Origin of the sequence: Gracilibacillus oryzae, assembly GCF_009498735.1 — a bacterium.
Lineage (GTDB): Bacteria > Bacillota > Bacilli > Bacillales > Amphibacillaceae > Gracilibacillus > Gracilibacillus oryzae.
Window position 1 is genome coordinate 55338 of sequence record NZ_ML762430.1, and the last position, 21042, is coordinate 76379.

Genomic DNA, 21042 nt, shown 5'->3' on the forward strand with positions numbered 1-21042 from the left:
GTCGTAATCATTCTGAAAAATGGAAATAAGTAAAGACCACCCAAATTAAGCTAAAAACTTAATTAAGGTGGCATAACTAAAAGGCATTTAGTGACTGCCACTTAATGGGCAATCTATTGCATAGGCTGGAAGATGTTACAGCATCTTTCAGTCTTTTTATATTTTATAAACTTTCTAAGTACATTATACCAAATTAATTAGAAAAATAAACCTTTTTGTAGAATGAGTTTTAGCTATAGTCCAGTACATCTACGCAAGTTTTCTCAAATGAAATGATTTAAAATATTTAAACGCACAAAATGAGACCAAAATTTGACCATGGAAGGTTATTCTCGCTATGATAGAGTGGACAAATATGCTAAGGGGAGATGAACCAATGTATAGATTAATAGGTACATCATTACTGCTATTATTGTTGCTTACAGCCTGCTCTCAAGAGGAACAATCACCATCAGTTGAGGAACAGCCGAACAACTCAGGTGAACAAAGTCAGGAAGGTCAGGCAGATAATGCTGATCAACAGAATGTAATTGCAGAGAATTTGAATGTTCCATGGTCCATCGAAAAAGTTGATGATACGTTTTACCTAACCGAAAGACCGGGAAATATCGTGGAAATAGAAAATGGACAGCTAGAGAGGCAAATGGTTGAGCTGAAAAAAGAAATTGCAACCGCTGCAGAAGCGGGTCTTCTGGGTTTTGTACTGGATCCTGAATTTACAGAAACAAATCAAGCATATGCTTATTATACGTATAAAGATGATTCCGGCCAATTTAACCGAATTGTGACACTTCGTTTAGATGATAATACTTGGACTGAGGAAAATGTCCTTTTGGATAAAATCCCGAGCGGTGCCTATCATCATGGTGGCAGGTTGAAAATTGGTCCTGATAACAAATTATATGCAACAGCGGGTGATGCATCTGAACCAAATATTGCCCAGAAAATAGAATCACTTGGCGGGAAAATATTGCGGCTGAATCTCGATGGTTCCATCCCTGAGGATAATCCTTTTGAAGGGTCCTATGTATACAGTTTAGGGCACCGTAATCCACAGGGTTTAACTTGGTCTGAAGATGGAACGTTATATGCAAGTGAGCATGGTAATAGTGCAAATGATGAGATAAATCTGATAGAGGCCGGAAAGAATTATGGCTGGCCAATTGTTGAGGGAGTCGAGCAACAAGAGGAATTGGTCTCTCCATTATTTACTTCAGGGGCAGATACAACATGGGCACCATCAGGAATCAGCTATCATGATGGCAATTTATATGTTGCAGCATTAAGAGGATCGGCTTTATTACAATTCAACCTGGAAACAGGAGAGCAGCGTCAGATTATTTCAGATCTAGGCAGAATACGTGATGTAATGATTGAGGGGAATGAACTGTACCTGATTACAAATAATACGGATGGACGGGGTAATCCGGAAAATGCTGATGATATGTTATATCAGATCCAGTTATCAGAGATGAACTGAAGAGGCCGACTAAAATAGTATAAGAGCAGAATGTAAGCTTTACCCTCGCCAATTTGCTATAATGACTACACTACAGATAGGAGAGTGAGCAATGGAAGAGAACGTTTTTGAACAATTGGCAAAAAGATATGATACAGAAGAAAGAAAAGAGTTAGCGAAAATTATCGTTAACGAAGTAAGAACAAAATTACAGAACAGCAAATCATGTTCCCTGTTAGATTATGGGTGTGGAACAGGTCTTGTCAGTTTAGAATTAGCAGATTTAGTTGATTCTCTCCTGCTAGTCGATTCATCAGAACAAATGCTTGAGGTAGCAAAAGCAAAAATTGCACGCCAAAAAATTAACAATGCAGACGTACTTTATGCAGATTTTACCCAAGAAGCCCCTGAAATCAAGTCAGACATCATTATCATGTCACTAGTCCTTCTTCATATCCCTGACACTAATAAAATTTTGCAGATGTTGTATAGTATTCTTAATAACGGCGGCAAGCTGATCATTATTGATTTTGATAAAAATGATAAAATAAGTCACCCGAAAGTTCACAACGGCTTTTCTCAAGAAGAACTGACAAAGAGCCTAGCTGAAGCTGGTTTCCAATCAACAGAAATAAAAACATTTCATCATGGCAAACAGATCTTTATGAAGCAAGATGCTTCCATGTTTATTGCCAACAGCGTAAAAGGTTGAGACATGAAGTGAAGTTTTACATCATTAGAGATAGGTTATTCCTGTCTCTAATTTTCTTTTAATACCAGAAAATGTTAAAGCAGTATGAGCTGGTGTATTGTTAGGGCTTGGAATTCTCTTTAGTAGGTGCTGTTCATTTTCTTCTAGTAATTGCAGGATTAGTGTATCTGTTCCAATAAATTGAAGGAGGGATGTTCATGATGGGTTTACTAAATGCAGGAAGCCTGATTCTCGGTTTGACAGCCTGGATACTTCCTATTATGAATCTGATTTTGTATAAAAATCATCAGAATAAAAATTGGATTGCTTTTTCAATTATCAGTTTAATTGCGTGTGCAGTCTCGCTTTTATTTCAGATTATTTACAATCATCATCTGGTCAAGATAGAAGACTGGTCAGCGTTGATGGATACAACAGGTGCGGTGGTATTTGTCTCGGCTGTTCTTCTTGTCATTACACTTATATTGAATACGATATCCTTTATCATCTATCGTGGCAGAGAACAGGTATAATAATGAAACATTTTTAAAAGAAATACGTAGATAGATTTGTAGATTTTCTTAAAATACATATGGAAGGAGAACCAGATAAATGGCTTATTTCGAGAATTTTGATTTAACCGATTTTTGGGATGATGATGAATATGCAAAGGAGAATTACATTTCCGCTCCTCCTGATGATGAAATGATAAAACAAATAGAAACCCAATTAGGATATAAGCTGCCATCGTCATACATATGGTTAATGAAACAGCATAATGGAGGAGTTCCGCATAAAACTTGCTATCCTACCTCTGTTCCGACAACCTGGGCAGAAGACCATATTGCGATAACAGGTATTTACGGAATCGGTTTTGAAAAAAGCTATTCGTTAGGTGGAGATACTGGAAGTGAATTTTGGCTGGAAGAATGGGAATATCCCAACATCGGGGTAGCGATAGCAGATACACCTACAGCAGGACATAATATGATTTTTCTTGATTACAGGGAATGTGGTCCAGAAGGTGAGCCTTGTGTTGTGCAAATTGACCAGGAAAATGACTATGAGATCACATGGGTAGCGAAGGATTTTGAAAGTTTCATCAGAGGGTTGGTACATGAGGATGAATTTGAATAAGTAAGGAGTTTTAGTGTGAGAAAACGATGGATCTTCTGGTGGGTTGTTAATGGCTTCTGGCTGGTTCTTTTTGCTGCAGGTACAGCTTTCGTTTGGATGCGAGAAGTTGACGGAGCTGATGTTATTCAGACACCAGAAGTAAAATTAGCTTCCTTTATTGTTTTATTGATAGCAGCAATTTTTCCGATAATGATTCAAATTATATGGCTAATCGCTAATCTCGTAACAGGCAGTAACAAAAAAAGTGAATATGCAACAATAAAACAGTGAAGTTAGCAGTATTTAGAAGTCATATTGATCTTTTGTTCAACATGGCTTCTTTTATTTTTTAAGTTGAAATGGAAGACAATGATTTACAAACAATATTCTATTTTTATACTTCCATTTGGTAATTTATGCTAAATTATTAAATGATAGATTATCTTATTTGCGGGGTGAGCAGCTATGAGAAATGAAAAGGAAATGACGGAATTGATCATAGACTTTGCACAAAAAAATGAGAATATTCGTGCCGTCTATATGAATGGTTCACGAACAAATCCCAATGTGCCAAAAGATATGTTCCAGGATTATGATATTGTTTATGTCGTCACAGAAACAGCAGCTTTTATTAATGATAAATCATGGATTCACACATTTGGAGATTTAATCATGATGAAGGAACCTGATAAAGATAATTTTGGCAGGGAAACAGGTGATAATTCCGATAGGTCCTATGGTTTTCTAATGTTTTTACAGATGGAAATCGGATCGATCTGCGTTTGCAGACAAAAGAAGTCATGCTGGAAGAATACGAAATAGATAAGCTTACACTACCATTACTCGATAAGGATGGTATTTTACCAGCAATTCCTCCTCCTACTGAAACAGATTACTATGTGCAAAAACCTTCTAAAGTTGAATATGATAGTTACACAAACAATTTCTGGTGTTGTCTGTAAAACGTAGGAAAAGGTATATGGCGTGATGAATTGCCTTATGCAAAGTTAATGTTTGAATATACAACAAGAGATGCATTGGATAAAATGATCTCCTGGTGGGTCGGGATCCAGCAGGATTTTCAAGTTTCAACAGGAAAGTTAGGAAAATACTTTAAGAATTATCTGCCGGACTCATACTGGAAGATGTATAAAAGAACCTATGCAGATGCGGATTATAGTAATATGTGGGAATCAATTTTTATTGCTTGCGAATTGTTTAGAATCTTAGCTCAGGATGTCGCTGAACATTTTAATTTTTCCTATCCAATGAATGATGATAAAAACATGATCAGATACCTTCAGCATGTTAAAAACTTACCATCAGATGCACAGGAAATCTTTTGAAATAATAATTAGTTGAGCTTGGGAGGAGAAAGTTCAGGTGAATATTACCATAACCAAAGTTTCTTATGATGACAAGTTAGTTCTCTCTAATATAATTCAATTGTATCGCTATGATAGCAGTGAGTTTGACGGACATGCATTAAATTCACACGGTCTGTATATGTATAAATATCTTGACAATCAATGGACAGATGATTACCGCTATCCAGCTATAATTAAAGTAGATGGCGAAATTGCCGGATTCGTGTTAATTATCCTTGATGTTCCCAAAGATTTCACCAAGTTAAGTAAGACAAATAAGACAAATGTTATAAGTGATTTTTTCATTCTAAGAAAGTTTAGGCGAAAAGGAATTGGCAAACAAGTCGCTTTTTCTATATTTGATCAGTTTAAAGGTGATTGGGAAGTAAAACAGACACTAACAAATAAACCTGCTTATGAGTTTTGGAAGAAGGTTATTGGCGATTATACTAATGGATTTTCTTACCATGAAGAGGTGTTGAAAAACGAACAGTGGACGGGACCTGTATTTAATTTCAAAAGTGGGGAGGAGTGAGAACTGATGCAAGAAATGCGATTGAAACTAGAAAGATACATAAACAACTATCTGGAATTGTGGGACTTTTCTGGAGTCATCCAAGTCAGAAAAAAAGAGGAAATTCTGTTTGAAAAGGCATATGGTTATTCATGTATCGAATTTGGGTTAAAAAATACCATGCATTCACGTTTTTCCATCGCCTCCCTGTCCAAACAGTTTACTGCCTTCGCAATTATGCACCTCTATGATAAAAAACTGCTGGACATTGATAAACCTGCAAATTTATACTTGCCAGACGATATGAAAATTCACGCGTCTATCACAATACATCATCTATTATCCCATACATCGGGTTTATACAATTTTTATAATTTTGAAAATGACTTTTTCTCAGGATACAACAGGATGGATTATTCAAAAAAAGACTTCTTTCATCGTTATATCAATAAACATCCTGCAAAACGCCCTGGAAAAGAATTTGATTATAATAACTCAAACTATAATCTGTTGGCATGGGTTATAGAAAATGTCTCCGGGGACGATTATGAGAATTACCTTCGAAGCAACCTGTTTCAGCCTCTGGAAATGAAGAGCAGCGATGTGGATGATGGCAGCAGAATTATTAGAAAAAGAGCATACAACTATGTCAAAGATTTTGCTAATACTGTCAAGAGTCCTTATCACAACGAGAAATTCAGCATCGGTGCAGGAGCCATTGTGACAAACTGTGAGGACTTATCCAAATGGTACAGCTGTTTACGTGATCGAAAAATCCTCTCACAAAAATCCTACACCAGATTTTTTCACGAAAACAAAAACAATTATTGCTACGGTTTGGAACATCACCACATGTATGGTACAGACAGATATTCTCATGGCGGGGATCATCTTGGAATATGTACATATATGCAGAGCTATTATGAGGAGGACATCTGTATTATCATTCTCTCCAATAATGAAGCGATCGATCAATACAAATTGGGGAATGCCATTTCAGATATTTTACATTATAAGGATGTTGAAATGCCGAAAAAACATCAGGAATTTCCTCTAAGTGAAAGAGAGCTTCAAACATTTTGCGGTACGTATTTGGAAAACAAGATCCAAGTGAAATGGATGAAAGGCAAACTTTATTTTACTAGATTTTCAGGCAATCTTCATATTGAGATTTACCCGATAGATAAAGGAAAATTTGTACGAAGACATTCTGATCAAGTAAATCCGTATCATATTTCTGAGAATGAAGACGGGAAGAAGACTTTCTTTGGGTATGTAAAGAAGTGAAATTTTGGGAAGAGGATAAAATCATAAACTCCCTTTGGAAAATATTATTATTATTTAAACACTTTCTCATCTCCTCACAAACCAAAGGATATTTATGGTAAAATCATCACGAGGAGGTATGGAAGTGCTGTTAATCTATATTTTATTATTTTTTATTTCCGGTTATTTATTTGTTCTACAACTGATAAAAGCAATCAGGGGAGACGATAATCACCATCAATATGGGCTTGTAAAACATTCAGCAGCTATATTTTTTGTTCTGTGGTCAACTTTTATGGTTATCAGTTTCTTGGCATTCACAGAATAGCTAATTTATTTCAAGGAGGTGATAATGTAAAGGACTGAACCATTTCTTATTTTCCGTATCCAATTTAGAGCAGTCCATTGAGTTTTATGAAAAAGTTTTTGATGCGACATTACTAGTAAAAGGAAGAACTACAGCTTACTTTGATTTAAACGGTATGTGGCTTGCACTAAACCTAGAAAAAGATATCCCTCGAAATGAAATTCATCAATCCTACACCCATATTGCCTTTTCTATTGAAGAAGCGGACTTTGAAGTTATGTATCAGAGATTAGTAGACTTAAATGTGAACATACTGGAAGGCCGGCCAAGAGACAGAAGGGACCGAAAATCGATTTATTTCACAGATCCTGATGGTCACAAGTTTGAGTTTCATACAGGAACGTTACAGGAGAGACTGGATTATTATAAGCAGGAAAAAAGACATATGGAATTTTATGATTAAAGAAATTTCAATAGTATTTACTTTATAATCGATTGTTTCTTTTCTGTTTTAATCCTAAAGAAAAGGGGTTCTGTCATGTATGCTTCCTTTACCCTCCGTTTAAAAGCTTTTATGATTGATTATATACTTATTTTCTTGTACTTAATTGTCATTTTCATCTTCAGTGTCTTTCTTTTTCCATCTGTGCAGCAATTATTCACAGGCTCTCTCGTCACAGCCCAATTTTATGGTTTCTTATTGGTCACTTTTCCTGTATCACTCTACTTTATTATCAGCGATTCAAATATAGGGAAGCAGTCCTTCGGCAAAAGAAAAGCAGGTATACGCGTTGTTAAGAAAAATGGTGAATCATTATCGGTGGTGCATGCAATTATACGCACAATCATAAAATTCTTACCTTGGGAGTTGTCGCATTTCCTTGTTTACCGACTGATGTATTTAGGTGACGCTGAAGTGCCTATTGCCTATTATCTGGTTGGTGTGCTTATCTATGCCCTTTTGTTTGCATATATCCTGACAGCTGTTTTTCTGAAAAAGAAACAATCTTTATATGACATATTGGTGAAAACGTATGTGGTGAAAGAGTCCAAATCTGAGATATAAGGCAGCATTAAATCAATGAAGCAATAGGAGGATTTAACTTATGGAAAATATAATGATAAATATCATCATTTTTATCGTAATTTTATTTATTCTTTATATTATTATCGAAACAGCAGTAAGAAGAGGTATTAACAGTTCAGTAATTGGACAATATCTTGAAAAGGAACATGGGATTAAAGAAAGAACATCCCTTTACGATAGAGATTTGGATGATGAATGATGAATGGACTAGAAGAAGAATGTAAAACTGTTGGTCTAAAATCCTTAGCTTAAATAAGGATTCTGGTTCGTTAGATTATTCGTTATTAAATAAGTTTCAGAGCTATTTTTATTTATCGGAGAGGAGAGAGCAGCTGTGTTCACGGGTTTATTGGACATTATTGGGATGATTTATTTATGGACATGGTTATTTGGCCATTTGTCTTTGTTTCTTCAGTGGTTTATGCTATTTCAACTTCTATAAAAGATGAGGAGCCGTCAATCAAACATGTGATGTTAGCATCAATATCCCTGCTTATTATTCTGGCTGGAACTTCTCCACTGATGTATGAGTAATTGTTCAGTGCGAAAGGTAGATGATGTTTGAAGGTGATTGATTGAAAGCGAGGTGCTTCATTTTTGATTGGAGTGTTTTTAGATCGTGATGGAACAATTGGCGGAGACGGTGGGGGAGTTCATCCACTGGAGTTTACTCTTTATGAGAATGCAGGTAAAGCTATCAATCTTCTTAATGTAAATAAATTCAAAGTTTTTCTTTTCACTAACCAGAGTTGGATAGGAAAGGGCAAATTTACTGAACAAACCTTTCTTGATGGCTGTAAAAAGATGGAGAAAGAATTGGAAAATGACAATGCTCTTTTAGATGGCATCTATTATTGTCCTCATAAACCAGAAGATAACTGTAAGTGCCGTAAACCGCAAACGTATCTATTGGAAAAAGCAAAAGTTGATAATAACTTAAACTTATATGAGTGTTATATTATTGGAGACAGATTAAGCGATATGATTTCAGCTGAAGGTGCAGGCGCTAAAAAGATATTAGTGAAAACCGGAAGAGGGTTGGGAGCTTTGAATGAGCTGTCCTTCCATAACAATTTAAAACTTGACTATGTTGCTGATGATGTTCTAACTGCGGTGGAATGGATAGTGAAGAATGTAAATACGGAAAAGTAAATCTACTTCACAAACTCTATTTGTGCTAATATGTTGCGGTAAAATTCAGGAGGAAAAAATGAAGAAATGTGTTAATTATAAATTGTGGACAGTTTGTATGATTCAAAATGGTGATAAAATCTTACTGCTTGACAGACAACATGATGATTTTAAAGGGTTTATTCCACCTGGTGGAAAAGTTGAATTCCCTGAGAGTATAGTGGATAGTGCCATTCGAGAGGTAAAAGAAGAAACAGGTTTAGAAGTGAGTAATCTTATTTAAAAAGGCCTTTATGAATATGTTAATCCCGCAGTAAATGATAGATTCATGATTTTCAACTACATTACGAAGGATTTTAAAGGGGAGTTACTTAAAGATGCACCAGAAGGAAAAGCTTATTGGATAAGCATAGAAGAAGCATATAACCTTCCCATGCAGCATTCCATCAAAAGAAGATTGCCATTATTCTTTCAAGAAGGAACATTTGAAATTCAAGTCGAATGGAATCAAGACGAAAACAAAGAAGGTAAAGTTACGATTAGAAACACATGAGCTGGAGGTATAAATATGACAAGATTAACGTTCCATAAAAATTACAAGAATAATGAGCAACTGAGAAACAGCTTTAATGAACTTGCCACATTAGTTTTTGGTTTGAATTTTGAAGACTGGTATAAAATGGGGTATTGGAATGAACGTTATCTTCCTTTTTCTTATGCTGATGGAACAAAAATCATTTCTAATGTTTCCGTTAATCTCTTGGACTTTGTGATAGATGGTGAGAAAAAAAGTGCCATACAAATTGGTACAGTGATGACGCATCCAGATTATCGAAATCAAGGGCTTGCCGCAAGTTTGATGAATAAAGTGTTAGAAGAATTTGAGAATGATTATGACTATATGTATCTTTTTGCGAATAAGCAGGTAGTAGATTTTTATCCTAAATTCGGTTTCGAATCAGTAGAACAGCAACTATTTTCAATGACATATACACCGAATCACTTGGAACCCGCCCACATGGTTAAACTTGATCCCGGCAAGATTAATGATCTCCACTTTATTTATAAAATGGCCTCCGAAAGATTACCTGTCTCCAATTTATTTGGAACATTGAGTTCACAAGGGATTCTCATGTTCCATTGTATGTACGTTTTTAGTAAGGATATTTATTACATAGCGGAGGATGAAGCGATCGTTATTTATAAAATTGAGGGTGCGCAACTACACATTTATGATATCGTGAGCCAAAAGGACATCAGGATTGACAATATTCTAGCAACAATCAGCCAAGGAGATACGGATAAAATTATCTTTCACTATACACCCAGTTATACAGGTATTGAGATACAAGCTAATGTTTATAATGATGGCGAGGTTTTATTCGTCAAATCAAGCAATGAGAACATTTTTCCCGTAAATATGAAACATCCTGTTACTTCTCAAGCATAAACTTCTTCTCCAAAAGGCATATTTTTAGTGATTGAATGAAATGGTTTAGGAGGGGGAAAATGATTTACTTTTCTGGAACACCTTTGATAGAAACCGAACGCTTGATTCTTAGAAAACTAGAAATGTCTGATGTTCAAAAGGTTTATGACCATTGGCTTTCCGATGAACGAGTATCTGACAACAGAGTAAGCGCGCCGCACCAGAATATTTCTGAAACTGTCGAAAGGATGGCTGAAATTGTCGGTAACTATGCTAAAAAAGATTTTTGCTGGTGGGGTATAGAGCTTAAAACCGACTATGATTTGATTGGAGAAATTGATTTATATAATTTTGACAAAGACACAGAAAATTGTGAGGTAAGTTATTCTCTTGGATACAATTGGTGGAATCAAGGATATGGGACGGAAGCATTAAAAGCTGTCGTGGAGTTTTCCTTCAGGTATATGAATGTCCATAAAATATCCGCTGCTCATAATATTGATAATCCGGCCTCAGGGAAGGTGATGCGAAAAGCTGGTATGGAAAAAGAAGTGATAATCAAGCATATGATTCGCAATGCTAAGAAAGAGTATAAGGATTGTGCTGTTTATGGGATTCTTCAAACCGATTACTTAAGAGAAAATGTTAATGCCCCAACTTCTATTCTAAAATTAGAGATGGATATAACTATTAATTTGGAGGAGGACAACTAATGAGCGAACAAGAAAACAAATCTGGATGGGACGCCATTGATCAAGTGATGACAAATGTTTACGGAGATCAGGAGCCCAAGCATTTTGGCACATTGATTTCCTATCAGCTTGGAGGAAATGATCCGTTAGACGGAATCAGTGTCTACACAGCCAAAGCACCAATTGAACATTGGCATTTTGTCACATATGGATTTTCAGAGTTATATGAAAAAGAGACACAAGATCCGGAAATCAGCGGATTTGGATTTGAGTTAACATTTAGACTTGTGAAAACAGAGGAGGAATCAGAGCCGCCATATTGGGCGATGAACCTTTTGCAAAACCTTGCAAGATACATATTTGGAAGTGGCAATATTTTTAAAAATGGAGATTATATGGATGCCAATGGTCCGATATGCCTTGAGTCGGATACAGAGTTAACAGCACTTGCCTTCACCTGTGACCCTGAACTTCCAGGGATAGATACACCAAATGGAAAGGTTGAATTTATCCAGGTTGTTGGAATAACAGCGGACGAGCTGGAAGCAATGCAGATATGGAATACGCTTGGTGTGTTAAAAGTTTGTGAGAGTCATATGCCATCCTATGTTACAGATCTGTCACGTTCCTCCTTTTTGCAGGACCCTAAAGTAAAAGAGGCGGTTCAAAAAGGAAGTGAAACAGAAGGATCCAACACTGGATTTCTTTTTAATGAACAAATATCATGGCAGCCTGGTGTGAAAAAACTTTTCAAGAATAAGCCAGCTTCTGTCACAATTGGAGCGAAACAAGCAGATACAATCGGAAAAGTTCTTAAAGGACGTGCAGTGAAAAAAGAACCGCTTCGGCTTGTAAGCAATGAAGCAACTGTTGTCTTTTCTTTCGGAGACCAGCCTGAGATAATTGAAAAAGACGATAGAATAGAAATCATCTTAAATCAAGAATCAGCAAATGAATTAGCAGAACAACTGCAGCCTTCTGTCAAATCAATTTCTATCTCTTCACTGAAATCGGTCATGTTTGAAATCGTGAAGACAGATGTTAAAGATGCAGAGGGCAATGTGGTGGAAACAATAGGATAATATCACTTTGCCTGATTTTCCTATCAAAACTAAGCATGCGCTCTTCGTTTTGATAGGTAGATCAGTTTTTCCTATCAAAACTAAGCATGCGTCTCATCGTTTTGATAGTTAGACCATCTTTTCCTATCAAAACTAAGCCAGTGGCTCATCGTTTTGATAGGTAGACCATCTTTTCCTATCAAAACTAAGCGTGCGGTTCACCGTTATAATAGTTAGACGAGCTTTACCTATCAAAACTAAGCGTGCGGTTCATCGTTATGATAGTTAGATCAGCTTATCCTATCAAAACTAAGTGTGCGGTTCATCATTTTGATAGTTAGATCAGCTTATCCTATCAAAACTAAGCGTGCGATTCGTAGTTATGATAGTTAGACCATTCTATCCTATCAAAAATATCCATGCTGCCCTGCATTATGATAGGTAAAAAATTAAACCCAGGAAACAGAAAGAGAGCAACGCTGAATTATCAGCATTGCTCTTCATTAGGTTTTATTTTTTCCGAACAGGAAGCCAAACTTCACTATAAGCGTAATCCTTCTTTTCTGGATCCATTTTTGTAAAAGAAAAAGCAGGGGCATTAATGACTTCATAATCAGAAGATGGCAGCCATTCAGAATAAGTTCTTGCCATTGTCTCTTGTAATGTGGATGGAAAAGGTCCTTCGTTTGGGAATATTGCCCATGTACAGGCACTAACTGGCACGCTATCTAACTGATCACTTACTTGGTCTTTTGTCGTCAACACCCCAATCAAGTGTGTTAAATCACCTTCTTCTTTCATAAAGTTCTCATCCGCATCATAGGAAGCATTCACAATTTCGTATGGCTCTATATTCTGAAGGGAATGCATTTCTGCTTTTTGTTCCTCTGTAATGCTCTTGGCAAGCTTCACGATTTCATTATTCACACCTTCAAACTGCATTGGTACACGTTTACTGACCCCAACTAAATGAAATGCTGGTTTTTCTTCTATTCTAAATTCCATTGTCTTTCCTCCTTTAACAGTGATCACAAATGAAAGTTTGGGAAACGATTTGCTTATCCCTGTTTTGATGACCTCTGAAGGCAGAAAGCCGCTCCATTTCTTAAAGGCGCGGGAGAAGCCGTCCACTGATTGATAACCATATTGAAATGCCACATCTGTCACTCTTTCTCCACGCAATAAATCTTTATTTGCTTCCGACAATTTTCTGTTTTTTATATATTCACTAAGGGTTAATCCTGACAGGTAAAAAAATATTTTTCGAAAATGATAGTCTGAAACTCCGGCATATTCAGAAATTTCTTCAAGCGATAATTCCTCGGTTAAATGCTCTTCAATATAGTCAATAACAAGGTTTAGTTCCTTTAACACGCGATCCCTCCTTTCATGACTTTATCTTAGCACAGCCGGTTCAAGAATACTCGACATTTTTAATATAAGATATATCGACTATGCGGTATAACTTCAGGTTATATCAATATTATTTTTCGGTATTTCTCTTCCCCATATTTTTCCCCTACAATTTAAGTATCAAAACCCAATTTCAATTTGTCTAATTTGTTTTTATCAGGTGCATACAAATACATTTCCCGTTTAAGAGGAGTATCTTTCAATGGCACAAATACCACACCTCGATAATCAATTTTTTCAACCATGATGGACGGGAGATAAGATATGCCCTGGCCTTGAGCTATAAATCCAATGATCGCATGATATCAGGTAGGGGCCTTGCATCCTTTTCCATTAATCGTCTGATTTTTTGATATAAGGGGGTTGTATTTGGCGGCAGCAATTGTGTGTATTGAAAACAGTCTGTGATCGAAACATGATCCAGTTCTGCCAGTTGGTGATTGACTGGTACGGCTGCATAAAAATTGTCACTAAAAAGAAAGGTGGAATACAGTCCTTTTTGATGTGGATGATCCTGAATGATTGCTGCATCAATCTCCCTTGATTTTAGTAATGGTAATAAGTCAATTGTATCATCTTTAAGTTGGGTCAGTTTGATCTGAAAGAGATTTTGGTCTTTGATGTAATCAGCAAAATAATAAGAAGCGAGAAGCGGGTCACTTCCCATTCTTACGACTTGATCATTCATATGTTTTTTTAGTTGATATTTTAGCTGGTAAATAATTGGTTCAATATCGTTATATAATTGCTGGCCTTTGTCTGTTAAGCTGATTCCTTTGGACATACGAACAAAGAGCGGGAATCCTAATGTTTCTTCTAATTTTTTCATCTGTTTACTTACGGCAGGCTGAGAAACAAATAGTTTATTTGCAGCACTGGATATACTTTTTTCCTTTGCTACAAGTAGAAAATATTCCAACTTTTGCAGGTTCATCTATTTTCACATCCTTATTCATTTTAGGAGGAATTGTAATGTTACGATACTATATTCTGTTAAGTTTATCTATTATTCTCGAGATTTTTGGGGCTTCTTTTATGAAAATATCATAAGGATTTACCCAATTAGGCGCAACTATCATTGTTATTGCTTCCTACAGCATAGCATTGGCGTTGTACATCTTGCTAACAAAACAACAGGAGCTAGGCATTGTGAACGCATTATGGGCAGGAGGAGGAACTGTCTTAGTTTCGATCTCAGGAATTTTCTTATTTCAGGAGTCCATCTCATTGCTTAAATTAATCGGTATTTTATGTATTGTCTTGGGAGTCGTGGGATTAAACATACCTAAACAGGAAAACAAACCAGGAAAGGCGGTATCATAAATGGGCTATCTTTTTCTGACAATCAGCTTAGTTTTTGCTGTGATTGGTAATATGTCCGTCAAATTATCACAAGGATTCCAAAGGCGATTGCCAAGTGTCGGCGTATTTCTTTTCTACGGCTTTTGTATCTATTTTCTAACGTTGAGCATTCAGCATATAGAAGTAAGTGTAGCTTATGCTATCTGGTCTGGTGTAACAATTATGGCGACAACAGTTATCGGTATTCTGTTTTTTAATGAAAAGATAAATATGCGTAAACTCTCATCAATTGTCATCATCTTAGTTGGAGTATTGGTTCTTCATCTGCAAAGCTAAAACCGGCACCTTCTGACGCGGGTTATGGTAAAATTTATATACAATGATTAGCAGATAATTTGTGGAGGGATCTTATGGAGATTGAAAAAATATACGGTGATTTGCCCGTATTGGAAACAGACCGGCTCATTCTTAGAAAAGTTACTTTAGAAGATGTAGAAGATATGTTTTATTATGCTTCTAATGATGATGTATCAAAATATGTTACATGGGATACCCACAAAACAATTGCCGATGCAAAGGGTTTTGTGGAATTTATTTTGCAGAGATATGAAAACAAGCAAGTTGCTCCATGGGGAATTGAGTATAAAGACAATGGAAAATTCATTGGGACGGTTGATTTTGTCTGGTGGGAACCACTGCAGCGAACAGCCGAAATAGGCTATGTTATCTCTAAGGATTACTGGGGACAAGGAATAACCACAGAAGCAGCAAGAGAAATAATACAATTCGGTTTCGAAAATATGGACTTAGTTCGCATCCAGGCAAGATGCCTGACAGAAAACATTGGTTCAGGAAGAGTAATGGAAAAAGCGGGAATGACTTTTGAAGGTGTTTTACGAAAAGCTTTAGTCATGAAAGGAGAACATCATGATATCAAGATGTATTCAATCTTGAGGGAAGAGTTGTAGTAAGCTGGTAAATCTGCAGATATTAACATGACAGTTTATTAGATTTCACTAATACGCCGAAATTGCTAAAAGGATGATTTTACTTTTTACGGAATGAGAAAATACAAGGACTAATAAGGAGGATATAATGAAGCATAACATGGGGTTATATGAAACTCCTTTTAATTCAATAAAAACAGGTAAAAAAATTGTGGAAGTAAGGTTAAATGATGAGATAAGAAGAAAAGTCAGAATAGGAGATAACATAACATTCACAAAACTTTCCGGCAGTAAAGAGACATTAACGGTTGAAGTGACTGAATTAAGGGAATTTCCCACCTTCAGAGAAATGTATAAAAGTATCCCTGCAAAAGATTTCGATGCAGTTGGTGGTTCGATTGATGAAATGGTGCAACAGACTTATCAGATATATTCTCCGGAGCAAGAAAAGGAATGGGGCACACTAGCCATTAATATAAGGGTAATTAGTTTATCACAGCACTAACCGTCTGTAATTACCCTAAACGAAAAGTTGCGGGTAACACGAAAATGGTAAATAAGGGGTAACAGACGCTAAGCATTCTGATAAGTTCCGCTAATGATCAATAGGGGATATAAAAACCCCCCACTGATCAAAGTCTCACTTTATTTTAAAATGGAGGTACTCCAATGATCAGTTGGTCTACTTTATTTCATCCTATTGCCCTGGATCTTTTAATCATTCCAGTTGCTGTTGTGCTAGGAATTGTATTAGCACTAATCACCAAAAAAGTCTTGATAGGATTTCTCTCTACAATTTTTTCCTTTATTTTGTTCAACATCTGGTTTTGGGGATATTTCTATAAATCAGGGAGTTATGGTGTGAAATTATCATTAAATGATATGATCATTTATTTCATGTTTGCTGGAATAACTCTCATTATTTCCAAAGCTTTACTTTATCGAAAGAGTATCAAAAGCAAGAACAGCTAAGGATCGAAATTTTTAAATCACCTCCCATAATTGGAATATTGTGTTATTATATAAGTGTAAAAATCTTACGAAAAAGCAGGGAGAATAATGATAAAAAGCAAAGTGTTCTTTATTAGTTCTTTGACAATATTCCTGATATGCATGTGTTTATATTTTCCTTTTCCTAATAACACAATATCAAAAGCTACTGCTTCATTTATGACATTTCCTGTCTCCAATCAAGAAGGTGTGGTGATTTTAGGTCTTATCGGATCTATTCTATTCTTTATTGCCTTGAATTTACTTTGGCGAAGTTTAAATAAATTTCGCTTTCCTGCTTTAATTGCGGCTGTCCTCATCTATACTTTTTTACCAAGTTTTCTAATTGATCTCTACCAGGGAACGATCGCAAATGGCATTTATGCAGTGGCTTATGATGGGGATGGAACATGTCGCTTTGACAATGTGAGTGAAGAGACAGCTGATATGGAATGTGATCTGTTGCTTCATAATCGAAGCGATGAAACAATATCGTTTCACCTGGGTATAATCGATTCGTCTATTAGTTACAGGGAAGAAAACATAGACTCACCATTAAAGAACCTGAACGAGAGTCCTTACCAAATTACGATTGAAGCTAATCAAAAAAAATCCGTGCATTTACAAGAATTGCTTGATATATCCGGACTTTCTATAGGTTTTGATGGAGCAGAGTGGAATTATATTAATCTTAAGTTAATTGATGATGGTAACAACTCAAGAATTTTGTAAATAGGAGTGATAAGATGGTGAAGTTATCAAATATGGCAGCATTCTATGCCATATTAGGATGTATGGGAATTGCAGCATACTCACTATATTCCAACCTGAATCACACATGGTTAATCGCACCACCGACGTACATTTTGCTTTTGATCAGTCTTGTTGCACTTATTTTTGGATTTGTAGGCTGGCAGGATAAGAGGAATTGGCAGACAAAGACAAGAAGCTGGTTCACCGTTATTCTCTCGTCCCTTACAACAATTGCTCTTTTCCTCGCTGTTTCCTTCACTGCCTTCTTTTCGATTGGTGAAAGTAAACAGATCTCGTCGGTACGTTCACCAGATAATCAATATACCATTGATTTCTATCAAATTGACCCAGGGGCCACAGGATCAGTTGGAGTCAGAGGAGAAATTAATGGACCACTATGGTTTAAAAAACATATTTATTATCAAGATGAGATAGAGCAAGTGGATGTGGAGTGGGAAAATAACCACACGGTATCAATCAATGATCATGTACTTGATTTAAACAGTGGAGATACACTTGGCTATTAGGCATTTTTCGATCAACCAATCTTGAAAAAGAGAGGATGATGAGATTGTCGAAAGCAAGGTGGATACGGAAACAAAGGATGTTCTGTTGAGGGATTTTTTCCTTACTGTATACAAAAGTGTAACAAATAAAATTGCCGATGTTGTCATTAAATGAAGGAAGGAAAGTGGCATCCCTAATCACATGGAGATGCCACTTTTTATCCTTATCAATCTATCAATAGTTGATATGCCTTCCTTTCCCCATGGGTATAGCCAAAGTGAATCATTCCTCTGTAAGTAAACCCAGTCGCGAAAATTACTTTTTCCATTAGATGATTTTTAGGATAGGTATCAATGCGGATATCTTTGTAGTCAAGATTACGGGCAAGTACAATTAAGTCATGCAGCAGCATTTTTGATATGCCTTTGCCACGGTGATGCTGATCTACCGCAATACGGTGGATGGCCACGTAATGAGTGGACTCACCCTGCCACATACCATCTGTCATATTTTCGTAGGCATGATCTGGTCCTGGTATAAGCGTGCCATAACCTACAATCTTCTGATCATCCTTCAATACATAAGCAAAATCATTTTGGATATCGTTTTGGACAGTGTCAAGGTTAGGTCCATGCCCATTCTGCCACTGTGGTGATCCTTGCTCTTTTAGATAGGCAATGCCGTCATTTAATATTTTCATAATTGCTTCCGTGTCGGCTGCCCGTGCTTTTCGGGTGTATGTCGTCATTTTAATCCTCCACTAAGTGATGTGTTATTTTAGCATGCCAAACTTTGAATTATCTTGCAAGAGTTTTCATTTTAACTTGATGAGATGGTACAATTTAAAGAGCAAAACATCAAAAGCACCGCGAGTGAGAAAAGTTATGCATCCATGAAGGCATCATAACATCAAAAGTACCGTATTTATGCGAAGATATGCACTTATTAAAACAGCAAGCAGCACCAATAAAATCCTAGTCTGAGGAATAAAATTAGAATTTATTTACCTATCAAAAATCCCCCACCTCAGTCGAGATATGATAGTTAGAAGCAGTCAACCTAATAAATTCATCCATCCAACTCCATCTAAGCATAAAAAAAATCACCCACACCATCTTTTTACATTTTCCAGCCAAAAGAGCTCCGCCAAAGGTTTGATTCTTCACACTAAAGGATAAACAACCAATAAGAGAGGTGTTTAATATGACAGCAGAAGTTGTGATTATGAATAAACAAGGAATGGCGCTGGCGGCAGACAGTGCGATTACAAGTGGACGCGATGATATTAAAAAAGTGTATAACACAGCAAACAAGCTTTTCTCCTTATCAGAGGAACAGGCTGTCGGCATCATGGTATATGGTTCAGCTTCTTTTATGGAGATACCATGGGAAGTGATTATCAAAGCGTATCGCAAGTACTTAGGAACACGAACATTTTCAACACTTGATCAATATTTAAAGGACTTCCTCGATTTTCTTCGGCATGATGAGCGATTCAGCAATCCCCAAACAGAAGAAGTCATTATTTATCGGACTTTCTCCCAGTTATTAAAACAAATTGGCAGGGAAGTAGAGAGTAACATTGATCAGAAGGAAGAAGAAGTAACCGACAAAACCGTTGCCGACTTGATGGAAGACCACATTGACGAAAATCTAGCAGCTTTTCAAAAAAAAGATGGAATTATCGAAAATCTGAACTTCGATCAATTCAAAAAGAAATACTATCCAGTAGTCAATGAACTAATCGAAGAATTGATTTCTTTCCAAGTGTCGGAACATTTAGAAGAAAAAATGACCCAACTTGCCTACCATGCTGCCCGATCAGACCACTTCAGCACTGGAAGCACAGGCTTAGTGTTCGCAGGGTTTGGGGAAAATGATTTATTTCCTCGGTTATTAAATTATCGGCTGGAAGGTTTTATTCTCGGCAAATTGAAATATAAGAAAGAACTGGAAAAACAGATCAGTTATACTAATCAGCAGGCGGATGGAACAGCAGCAGTTGTCCCTTTCGCCCAAAGTGAAATGATCGATTCCTTTATGGGAGGAATTGAGCCAGATATGCAGGATGCTATTTTTAATATCATTCAAGAAGTTCTGACAGAATATCCTGCAGAGATACAAAAACATATAAAAGATGTCACATTTTCTGATAAACATGTTTCAGACATCGAGAAACTGGGTAAAGATGTATACCAGTCTATCCAAGAAGCTGTATGGGAATATAAGCAAAGTCATTATATTAACCCGCTTCTTGGTATCGTAAGATCTTTGCCAAAAGAAGACCTGGCAGATATGGCGGAAACACTGATTAATCTGACTTCATTCAAAAGAAGGGTGAGCAGAGCTACAGAATCAGTAGGCCCTCCTATTGATGTCGCCCTCATTTCTAAAGGGGACGGGTTTGTATGGAGAAAAAGGAAAAATTTTGTTAACCAGGAACTGAACGCCAGACTTTAATGGAGAAAGGGTGATATCAGTGGTGTTAAAAGAGCCAAGAGATAAAAAGCGATTTTTTAACTTATCGGAAGAAGACCAGATAGATTTTACCTTAGAAGAGAAGGAAAAAGCAGAAAAAGAAAAACTAGCAAAGAAAGTTTTTCAAGATGTTGCTAAAAAATATAATGGGAACAAAAAATAAATGTTTATCGTTAATCTATAGTGGTAAACAAGTAATGTAAGATAAATTTCCAAGGAGGTAGATTTAAATGGCTAAGAACAATAACCACAAAATGTCTCGATCTGAAGCAGGACAAAAAGGCGGCAACAAAACTGCACGTGAGCATGATCAGGAATTTTATGAAGAAATTGGACAAAAAGGCGGTAAAGCTACTTCCCGTAATCACGATCAGGAATTCTATGAAGAGATTGGCCGCAAAGGTGGAAAAAGAAGCAATGGTGGCCAAAGCAATAACAACTAAATTAAATATTAGGTCAGTTAACTGACTATGATAAAAAAGCTGCAGAGGCTAAAAAGTCTCTGCAGCTTTTTTTGTATCTACTTTGAAAA

At 36.4% G+C, this 21042-nt stretch carries 29 protein-coding genes and 3 pseudogenes; 28 read left to right on the top strand and 4 right to left on the bottom strand.

What is annotated here, in order from left to right:
• Window positions 1-376 precede the first annotated feature (376 nt).
• The 18 genes and pseudogenes from F9U64_RS10630 to F9U64_RS10715 all read left to right on the top strand — a co-directional run bounded on the left by F9U64_RS10630 (window position 377) and on the right by F9U64_RS10715 (window position 12141).
• Window positions 377-1480 carry a PQQ-dependent sugar dehydrogenase gene (locus tag F9U64_RS10630; protein ID WP_153403212.1) on the top strand — a complete coding sequence of 368 codons (1104 nt, stop codon included), beginning with the start codon at window positions 377-379 and terminating at the stop codon, window positions 1478-1480.
• Window positions 1481-1571: 91 nt separating this feature from the next.
• Complete coding sequence (locus tag F9U64_RS10635; protein WP_153403213.1) at window positions 1572-2171, top strand: class I SAM-dependent DNA methyltransferase; 600 nt, start codon at window positions 1572-1574, stop codon at window positions 2169-2171.
• 197 nt (window positions 2172-2368) lie between these two features.
• Window positions 2369-2683, top strand: coding sequence for a hypothetical protein (locus F9U64_RS10640; protein ID WP_153403215.1), 315 nt, complete (start codon window positions 2369-2371; stop codon window positions 2681-2683).
• Between the two features lie 79 nt (window positions 2684-2762).
• Window positions 2763-3287 (top strand): SMI1/KNR4 family protein, encoded by a 525-nt coding sequence (locus tag F9U64_RS10645; RefSeq protein ID WP_153403217.1) that lies wholly within the window; start codon window positions 2763-2765, stop codon window positions 3285-3287.
• Window positions 3288-3302: 15 nt separating this feature from the next.
• Complete coding sequence (locus tag F9U64_RS10650) at window positions 3303-3557, top strand: DUF3923 family protein (RefSeq protein ID WP_153403219.1); 255 nt, start codon at window positions 3303-3305, stop codon at window positions 3555-3557.
• Window positions 3558-3731: 174 nt separating this feature from the next.
• Window positions 3732-4612, top strand: a pseudogene (locus F9U64_RS10655) (aminoglycoside 6-adenylyltransferase).
• Between the two features lie 37 nt (window positions 4613-4649).
• Window positions 4650-5168 carry a GNAT family N-acetyltransferase gene (locus F9U64_RS10660; protein ID WP_153403221.1) on the top strand — a complete coding sequence of 173 codons (519 nt, stop codon included), beginning with the start codon at window positions 4650-4652 and terminating at the stop codon, window positions 5166-5168.
• 6 nt (window positions 5169-5174) lie between these two features.
• Window positions 5175-6434: a serine hydrolase domain-containing protein gene (locus F9U64_RS10665; RefSeq protein ID WP_153403222.1), complete on the top strand. Its 1260-nt coding sequence runs from the start codon at window positions 5175-5177 to the stop codon at window positions 6432-6434.
• 124 nt (window positions 6435-6558) lie between these two features.
• On the top strand, window positions 6559-6741 hold the full coding sequence (locus tag F9U64_RS10670; RefSeq protein WP_153403224.1) for a hypothetical protein: 183 nt from the start codon (window positions 6559-6561) through the stop codon (window positions 6739-6741).
• A gap of 34 nt (window positions 6742-6775) precedes the next feature.
• Complete coding sequence (gene fosM / locus F9U64_RS10675) at window positions 6776-7183, top strand: FosM family fosfomycin resistance protein (RefSeq protein ID WP_153403226.1); 408 nt, start codon at window positions 6776-6778, stop codon at window positions 7181-7183.
• A 75-nt stretch (window positions 7184-7258) separates the two neighbouring features.
• Window positions 7259-7786 (top strand): RDD family protein, encoded by a 528-nt coding sequence (locus F9U64_RS10680; protein WP_153403228.1) that lies wholly within the window; start codon window positions 7259-7261, stop codon window positions 7784-7786.
• Window positions 7787-7826: 40 nt separating this feature from the next.
• Entirely contained in the window at window positions 7827-8006 is a 180-nt protein-coding gene (locus F9U64_RS10685; RefSeq protein ID WP_153403230.1) for a hypothetical protein, read from the top strand.
• Between the two features lie 176 nt (window positions 8007-8182).
• The gene (locus tag F9U64_RS10690) at window positions 8183-8341 is read left to right on the top strand and encodes a hypothetical protein (protein ID WP_153403232.1); all 159 of its coding nucleotides are present in this window, start codon (window positions 8183-8185) and stop codon (window positions 8339-8341) included.
• Between the two features lie 72 nt (window positions 8342-8413).
• On the top strand, window positions 8414-8959 hold the full coding sequence (locus F9U64_RS10695; RefSeq protein ID WP_228275678.1) for a D-glycero-alpha-D-manno-heptose-1,7-bisphosphate 7-phosphatase: 546 nt from the start codon (window positions 8414-8416) through the stop codon (window positions 8957-8959).
• Between the two features lie 58 nt (window positions 8960-9017).
• A pseudogene (locus tag F9U64_RS10700) lies at window positions 9018-9491 on the top strand (NUDIX domain-containing protein).
• Between the two features lie 15 nt (window positions 9492-9506).
• Window positions 9507-10388 carry a GNAT family N-acetyltransferase gene (locus F9U64_RS10705; RefSeq protein WP_153403236.1) on the top strand — a complete coding sequence of 294 codons (882 nt, stop codon included), beginning with the start codon at window positions 9507-9509 and terminating at the stop codon, window positions 10386-10388.
• A 59-nt stretch (window positions 10389-10447) separates the two neighbouring features.
• Entirely contained in the window at window positions 10448-11080 is a 633-nt protein-coding gene (locus F9U64_RS10710) for a GNAT family N-acetyltransferase (protein ID WP_153403238.1), read from the top strand.
• A complete protein-coding gene (locus tag F9U64_RS10715) occupies window positions 11080-12141 on the top strand; it encodes a suppressor of fused domain protein (protein ID WP_153403240.1) in 1062 nt (353 codons plus the stop codon). The genes F9U64_RS10710 and F9U64_RS10715 overlap by 1 nt, the downstream gene beginning before the upstream one ends.
• A gap of 489 nt (window positions 12142-12630) precedes the next feature.
• Here the strand turns inward: F9U64_RS10715 and F9U64_RS10720 are convergent, their stop codons facing one another.
• The 3 genes from F9U64_RS10720 to F9U64_RS10730 form a co-directional block, all read right to left on the bottom strand.
• A complete protein-coding gene (locus tag F9U64_RS10720) occupies window positions 12631-13494 on the bottom strand; it encodes an AraC family transcriptional regulator (protein ID WP_153403242.1) in 864 nt (287 codons plus the stop codon).
• A gap of 152 nt (window positions 13495-13646) precedes the next feature.
• Window positions 13647-13778, bottom strand: a complete 132-nt coding sequence (locus F9U64_RS23580) for a hypothetical protein (RefSeq protein WP_407647314.1) — start codon at window positions 13776-13778, stop codon at window positions 13647-13649.
• 35 nt (window positions 13779-13813) lie between these two features.
• Entirely contained in the window at window positions 13814-14467 is a 654-nt protein-coding gene (locus tag F9U64_RS10730) for a LysR family transcriptional regulator (protein WP_153403244.1), read from the bottom strand.
• A 128-nt stretch (window positions 14468-14595) separates the two neighbouring features.
• Here F9U64_RS10730 and F9U64_RS10735 point away from each other — a divergent pair.
• The 7 genes and pseudogenes from F9U64_RS10735 to F9U64_RS10765 form a co-directional block, all read left to right on the top strand.
• Window positions 14596-14856: pseudogene (locus F9U64_RS10735) on the top strand (DMT family transporter); the annotation flags it as partial.
• Complete coding sequence (locus tag F9U64_RS10740; protein ID WP_153403246.1) at window positions 14857-15171, top strand: DMT family transporter; 315 nt, start codon at window positions 14857-14859, stop codon at window positions 15169-15171. It abuts the pseudogene before it with no gap.
• 74 nt (window positions 15172-15245) lie between these two features.
• Entirely contained in the window at window positions 15246-15803 is a 558-nt protein-coding gene (locus tag F9U64_RS10745; protein WP_153403248.1) for a GNAT family N-acetyltransferase, read from the top strand.
• 127 nt (window positions 15804-15930) lie between these two features.
• Window positions 15931-16287 carry an ASCH domain-containing protein gene (locus F9U64_RS10750; protein WP_153403250.1) on the top strand — a complete coding sequence of 119 codons (357 nt, stop codon included), beginning with the start codon at window positions 15931-15933 and terminating at the stop codon, window positions 16285-16287.
• 164 nt (window positions 16288-16451) lie between these two features.
• A complete protein-coding gene (locus tag F9U64_RS10755; protein WP_153403252.1) occupies window positions 16452-16754 on the top strand; it encodes a hypothetical protein in 303 nt (100 codons plus the stop codon).
• Between the two features lie 87 nt (window positions 16755-16841).
• Window positions 16842-17504 (top strand): hypothetical protein, encoded by a 663-nt coding sequence (locus tag F9U64_RS10760; protein WP_153403254.1) that lies wholly within the window; start codon window positions 16842-16844, stop codon window positions 17502-17504.
• Window positions 17505-17518: 14 nt separating this feature from the next.
• On the top strand, window positions 17519-18052 hold the full coding sequence (locus F9U64_RS10765; RefSeq protein ID WP_153403256.1) for a DUF5412 family protein: 534 nt from the start codon (window positions 17519-17521) through the stop codon (window positions 18050-18052).
• A 206-nt stretch (window positions 18053-18258) separates the two neighbouring features.
• Here the strand turns inward: F9U64_RS10765 and F9U64_RS10770 are convergent, their stop codons facing one another.
• Window positions 18259-18780 (bottom strand): GNAT family N-acetyltransferase, encoded by a 522-nt coding sequence (locus F9U64_RS10770; RefSeq protein WP_153403258.1) that lies wholly within the window; start codon window positions 18778-18780, stop codon window positions 18259-18261.
• A 455-nt stretch (window positions 18781-19235) separates the two neighbouring features.
• On the opposite strand from F9U64_RS10770, the gene F9U64_RS10775 reads away from it, so the two are divergent.
• From F9U64_RS10775 to F9U64_RS10785, 3 genes are all read left to right on the top strand, one after another.
• A complete protein-coding gene (locus F9U64_RS10775; RefSeq protein ID WP_153403260.1) occupies window positions 19236-20492 on the top strand; it encodes a hypothetical protein in 1257 nt (418 codons plus the stop codon).
• A 22-nt stretch (window positions 20493-20514) separates the two neighbouring features.
• Window positions 20515-20673, top strand: coding sequence for a hypothetical protein (locus F9U64_RS10780; RefSeq protein ID WP_153403261.1), 159 nt, complete (start codon window positions 20515-20517; stop codon window positions 20671-20673).
• A 67-nt stretch (window positions 20674-20740) separates the two neighbouring features.
• Window positions 20741-20953 (top strand): KGG domain-containing protein, encoded by a 213-nt coding sequence (locus tag F9U64_RS10785; protein ID WP_153403263.1) that lies wholly within the window; start codon window positions 20741-20743, stop codon window positions 20951-20953.
• Window positions 20954-21042 lie beyond the last annotated feature (89 nt).

Coding starts and splice junctions, on each gene's coding strand:
- F9U64_RS10750 (WP_153403250.1), top strand. CDS start 15,931: ATGAAGCATAACATGGGGTTATATGAAACTCCTTTTAATTCAATAAAA.
- F9U64_RS10740 (WP_153403246.1), top strand. CDS start 14,857: ATGGGCTATCTTTTTCTGACAATCAGCTTAGTTTTTGCTGTGATTGGT.
- F9U64_RS10760 (WP_153403254.1), top strand. CDS start 16,842: ATGATAAAAAGCAAAGTGTTCTTTATTAGTTCTTTGACAATATTCCTG.
- F9U64_RS10690 (WP_153403232.1), top strand. CDS start 8,183: ATGGACATGGTTATTTGGCCATTTGTCTTTGTTTCTTCAGTGGTTTAT.
- F9U64_RS10705 (WP_153403236.1), top strand. CDS start 9,507: ATGACAAGATTAACGTTCCATAAAAATTACAAGAATAATGAGCAACTG.
- F9U64_RS10745 (WP_153403248.1), top strand. CDS start 15,246: ATGGAGATTGAAAAAATATACGGTGATTTGCCCGTATTGGAAACAGAC.
- F9U64_RS10635 (WP_153403213.1), top strand. CDS start 1,572: ATGGAAGAGAACGTTTTTGAACAATTGGCAAAAAGATATGATACAGAA.
- F9U64_RS23580 (WP_407647314.1), bottom strand. CDS start 13,778: ATGGTTGAAAAAATTGATTATCGAGGTGTGGTATTTGTGCCATTGAAA.
- F9U64_RS10770 (WP_153403258.1), bottom strand. CDS start 18,780: ATGACGACATACACCCGAAAAGCACGGGCAGCCGACACGGAAGCAATT.
- F9U64_RS10785 (WP_153403263.1), top strand. CDS start 20,741: ATGGCTAAGAACAATAACCACAAAATGTCTCGATCTGAAGCAGGACAA.
- F9U64_RS10775 (WP_153403260.1), top strand. CDS start 19,236: ATGACAGCAGAAGTTGTGATTATGAATAAACAAGGAATGGCGCTGGCG.
- F9U64_RS10710 (WP_153403238.1), top strand. CDS start 10,448: ATGATTTACTTTTCTGGAACACCTTTGATAGAAACCGAACGCTTGATT.
- F9U64_RS10755 (WP_153403252.1), top strand. CDS start 16,452: ATGATCAGTTGGTCTACTTTATTTCATCCTATTGCCCTGGATCTTTTA.
- F9U64_RS10730 (WP_153403244.1), bottom strand. CDS start 14,467: ATGAACCTGCAAAAGTTGGAATATTTTCTACTTGTAGCAAAGGAAAAA.
- F9U64_RS10630 (WP_153403212.1), top strand. CDS start 377: ATGTATAGATTAATAGGTACATCATTACTGCTATTATTGTTGCTTACA.
- F9U64_RS10665 (WP_153403222.1), top strand. CDS start 5,175: ATGCAAGAAATGCGATTGAAACTAGAAAGATACATAAACAACTATCTG.
- F9U64_RS10685 (WP_153403230.1), top strand. CDS start 7,827: ATGGAAAATATAATGATAAATATCATCATTTTTATCGTAATTTTATTT.
- F9U64_RS10640 (WP_153403215.1), top strand. CDS start 2,369: ATGATGGGTTTACTAAATGCAGGAAGCCTGATTCTCGGTTTGACAGCC.
- F9U64_RS10765 (WP_153403256.1), top strand. CDS start 17,519: ATGGTGAAGTTATCAAATATGGCAGCATTCTATGCCATATTAGGATGT.
- F9U64_RS10680 (WP_153403228.1), top strand. CDS start 7,259: ATGTATGCTTCCTTTACCCTCCGTTTAAAAGCTTTTATGATTGATTAT.
- F9U64_RS10645 (WP_153403217.1), top strand. CDS start 2,763: ATGGCTTATTTCGAGAATTTTGATTTAACCGATTTTTGGGATGATGAT.
- F9U64_RS10715 (WP_153403240.1), top strand. CDS start 11,080: ATGAGCGAACAAGAAAACAAATCTGGATGGGACGCCATTGATCAAGTG.